Raw genomic sequence first — 3323 nt, 5'->3', positions numbered from 1 at the left:
GGCGGGGACGGGTCAGCCGTTGCCCAGCGCCTGCCACTCCTTGTTGGCCTCGTTGAGCTCACCGGCCATCTTGTCCAGGAACGCCTTGGCCGTGGTCTTGCCGAGCAGCACCTTCTGGAACTCCGGCTCGTTGTCGGCCTTGCTGATGTTGTTCCAGTCGGGCAGGTAGTACGGCAGGTCCACGATCTTGGTGGAGCCGTCGGTGAGGGCCTTGGCGGCCAGGGCGGTGGCCTCGGTCTCGTTGATCCACGGGTCCTTGGCGGCCTCGGTGTTGGCCGGGATGGCGCCCGCGGACTCGTTCCACTTGCTGTTGGACTCGTGGGAGGCGGCGAACTCGATGAACTTCCAGGCCGCGTTCTTGTTCTTGCCGGTCCGGAAGAGCCCGAGCCCGTCGACGGGGTTGGAGACCTGGACGCGGGTGCCGCTCTCCCCGATGGGGGCGGGGATACCGGCGAACTTCCCCTCGCCCAGCGCCTTCTGGTGGTCCTGCTGGGAGCCGAGGTTGTGGCTGAGCATGCCGATGGTGCCGGTGTCCCACTGGGCGACCATCTTGGTGAAGTCGTTGTTGACGTCGGCGGCCGGCGTCGTCTTCTTGAAGAGGGCCGCGTACTTCTCCAGCGCCTCGACGTTCTCGGGGTCGTTGAGCGTCGTCTTGTCGCCGTCCCAGAACGAGGTGATACCGCTCTGGCCGTAGATCGCGTCGAGGGCCTGGGCGATGGAGCCCGCGCCGCCGCGGATGGTGTAGCCGAACTTGTTGTTCTTCGCGTCGGTGAGCTTCTCCGCGGCCTCGTAGAACTTGGGCCAGGTGCTGGGTGCGTCCAGCCCCGCCGCCTCGAAGAGGTCCGTCCGGTACCACAGGACGCCGTTGTTGGCGGAGGTCGGTATGGAGTACATGTCGTCGCCCCGGCCGGCCGCGGCCGTGACGCTCTGCACCATGTTGTCGACGAGCTCGCCCTTGAGCGGAGAGTCCTCCAGCCGCTCGTTGAGCGGTTCGAGGGCTTCCTGCGACACCATGTTGGCGAGGTAGGCGGTGCCGACACCGCCGACGTCGGGCAGCCCGCCGCCCGCGATGGCCGTGTCGTACTTGGACTGGACGTCGGCGATCGGGATCGGGACGTACTTGACCTTGATGTCCGGGTACTTCTTCTCGAAGTCCTTGATGATCTCGGTCCAGATGGCGGTGCGCGGGCCGCCGTTGTTGTCCCAGAAGGTGATCTCGCCCTTGCCACTGCCGTCGCCGCCGGAGCTGCTGCCGTCGTCACCGCACGCGGTCGCCGTCAGGGCGAGTACCGCCGTGAGGGACACCGCGGCCGCGGCACGCCCCCGCTGCGTCTTCGAGATGGTCATCGTCGGCTCTTCTCTCTCGGTTCTGTCGGTCGAATCGCTGGTGTCGCGTGTCGCGGGTGTGTCCGTGGTGCTGTTCGGTGCGTCCGTGCCGTGGGGGGCGGTCTGTGGTGGTGCGCTCAGGTGCCGGTACGGAAGGCGGTGAGGTGTGCGGTTCCGGCGGGTCCCGTCCCGGCCGGTGCGGTGGCGAACAGGCCCAGCAGCGCGCCCACCCAGCGCCACGGCACGGCGGCGAAGACCTGGCCCGAGGGCCGGAAGCCGTCGCCGGTGTCGGCGTGGAAGCGGCAGCGGGCGCCCGCGGTGACCTCGATGCGGAGCGTCGCCTTCCCGCCGGGGGCGGGCCGGGGGTGCGCCGCGTCGCGTTCGTGCTCGGCGACCCCTTCGGCGTAACGGTGCACGAGCAGGGCGCCGCCGTCGGCTCCCGTCTCCAGCCCGATCCAGCTGAAGGCGTCGCCCAGCACGGCCAGTCCGGCGTTGGCGCCGGGCACGTCGCTGTGCAGGGCGAGGTCCACCTCGACGGTGAACTCCTCGGCCGGCAGCCGCTGGACCAGGACGTTCGGCAGGACCCGCAGATCGTGGGCGTACGCGGTCGGTACGCAGGTGAGCCGCAGTCCTTGGCCGGGGTGTGCGGCGGTCCACCCGGGCCGGGGGTCGGCGGTCCACTGCCACTGCTTCCCGTACCGGCCGCCGGGGAAGGCGTCGTCGCAGGCCGGAGCGGTCACGGGCTGTCCGGGGGCGGCGGGCTTGCGGTGGACGGCGACGGGTTCTCCCGCGTCCCCGACGACCGGCCAGCCCTCCTCGTCCCAGCGCATCGGCTGGAGGTGGACGACCCTGCCGTACGCGCCCTTGGCCTGGAAGTGCAGGAACCAGTCCTCACCGGCCGCGGTCCGCACCCAGCCGCCCTGGTGGGGGCCGTTGACGGCGGTACCGCCCTGTTCCAGGACGACGCGTTCCTCGTACGGCCCGAAGAAGTCGCGGGAGCGGAAGGCGCCCTGCCAGCCGGTCTCCACCCCTCCGGCCGGGGCGAGGATCCAGAACCAGCCGTCGTGGCGGTAGAGCTTGGGGCCTTCGAGGGTGAACCAGCCGGGGAGGGTGTCCGCGTCGATCAGGGTGGTGCCCTCGTCGAGCAGGCTGCGCCCGTCGGGACTCATCCGGTGGCCGGTCAGCCGGTTCTTGATTCCGGAACGGGACTTCGCCCAGGCGTGCACGAGGTAGGCGTCACCGGTCTCCTCGTCCCACAGCGGGCAGGCGTCGATGAGCCCTTTGCCCGCCTTGACCAGGTGCGGGGCGGTCCACGGCCCCTCGATGTGCTCGGCGTTGACCTGCTGGACGCCGTGGTCGGGGTCGCCCCAGAAGATCCAGAAGCGCCCGGCGTGGTGACGTATCGAGGGCGCCCAGACCCCGCGGTCGTGGCGGGGGACGACGAAGTCGCTGGCGGGCTCCAGCCAGGGCGTGGCCGGCCAGGGTCCAGTTGACCAGGTCGCGGGAGTGCAGCAGGGGCAGCCCGGGGAACCGGCCGAAGCTGGAGGCGGTGAGGTAGTGGTCCTCGCCCACCGTCACCACGTCGGGGTCGGACCAGTCGGCGTTCAGCACCGGGTTGCGGTACGTGCCGTCGCCGAGGTCGGCGGTCCAGGGGAGGTTCATGCCGTGGCCGCCTCGCGGACGTACGCGGCGGCGGTGTCCCGGTCGAGCCGGCCGTCGGCGACGACGGTGACGATCCGGCGTACGACGGTGGCTCCGGCGGGCACGGGCAGCCACCGCTCGGCGGCGAGGGAGGAGCCGACCCCCGGGTACTCGGTGGTCCGCACGAACCACGGGTCGCGGCGGGTCTCCTCGGTCGCCCCGGCGAAGACCAGGGTCCAGCCGTCGCCGGCCAGGGCCAGCCAGTCGGCGGCCCCGCCGTGCACCGCCTCCTCGCCGTCGAGGGTCCCGGTGAACACGGCGGGGGCGGCGGGCTCCTTGGGGGCGCGCCAGAAGAA

General features: G+C 71.3%; 2 protein-coding genes and 1 pseudogene. All 3 read right to left on the bottom strand.

Annotation, left to right across the window (positions count from 1 at the left end):
• Window positions 1-12: 12 nt before the first annotated feature.
• Window positions 13-1347 carry an ABC transporter substrate-binding protein gene (locus IH13_RS0107085; protein ID WP_031082018.1) on the bottom strand — a complete coding sequence of 445 codons (1335 nt, stop codon included), beginning with the start codon at window positions 1345-1347 and terminating at the stop codon, window positions 13-15.
• 116 nt (window positions 1348-1463) lie between these two features.
• Window positions 1464-2988, bottom strand: a pseudogene (locus IH13_RS45510) (family 43 glycosylhydrolase).
• The coding region (locus tag IH13_RS0107075; RefSeq protein ID WP_031082016.1) for a DUF6807 family protein at window positions 2985-3323 on the bottom strand (339 nt) is incomplete at its 5' end. The gene IH13_RS0107075 and the pseudogene IH13_RS45510, both read right to left, overlap by 4 nt.

The sequence above is a fragment of the Streptomyces sp. NRRL WC-3549 genome, assembly GCF_000721935.1.
GTDB lineage: Bacteria > Actinomycetota > Actinomycetes > Streptomycetales > Streptomycetaceae > Streptomyces.
The sequence above is the reverse complement of the archived record's forward strand: the minus strand, read 5'-3'. Positions and strand labels throughout refer to the sequence as shown.

Excerpts from the sequence above, each read along its gene's own strand:
- IH13_RS0107085 (WP_031082018.1), bottom strand. The coding sequence starts at position 1,347 with ATGACCATCTCGAAGACGCAGCGGGGGCGTGCCGCGGCCGCGGTGTCC.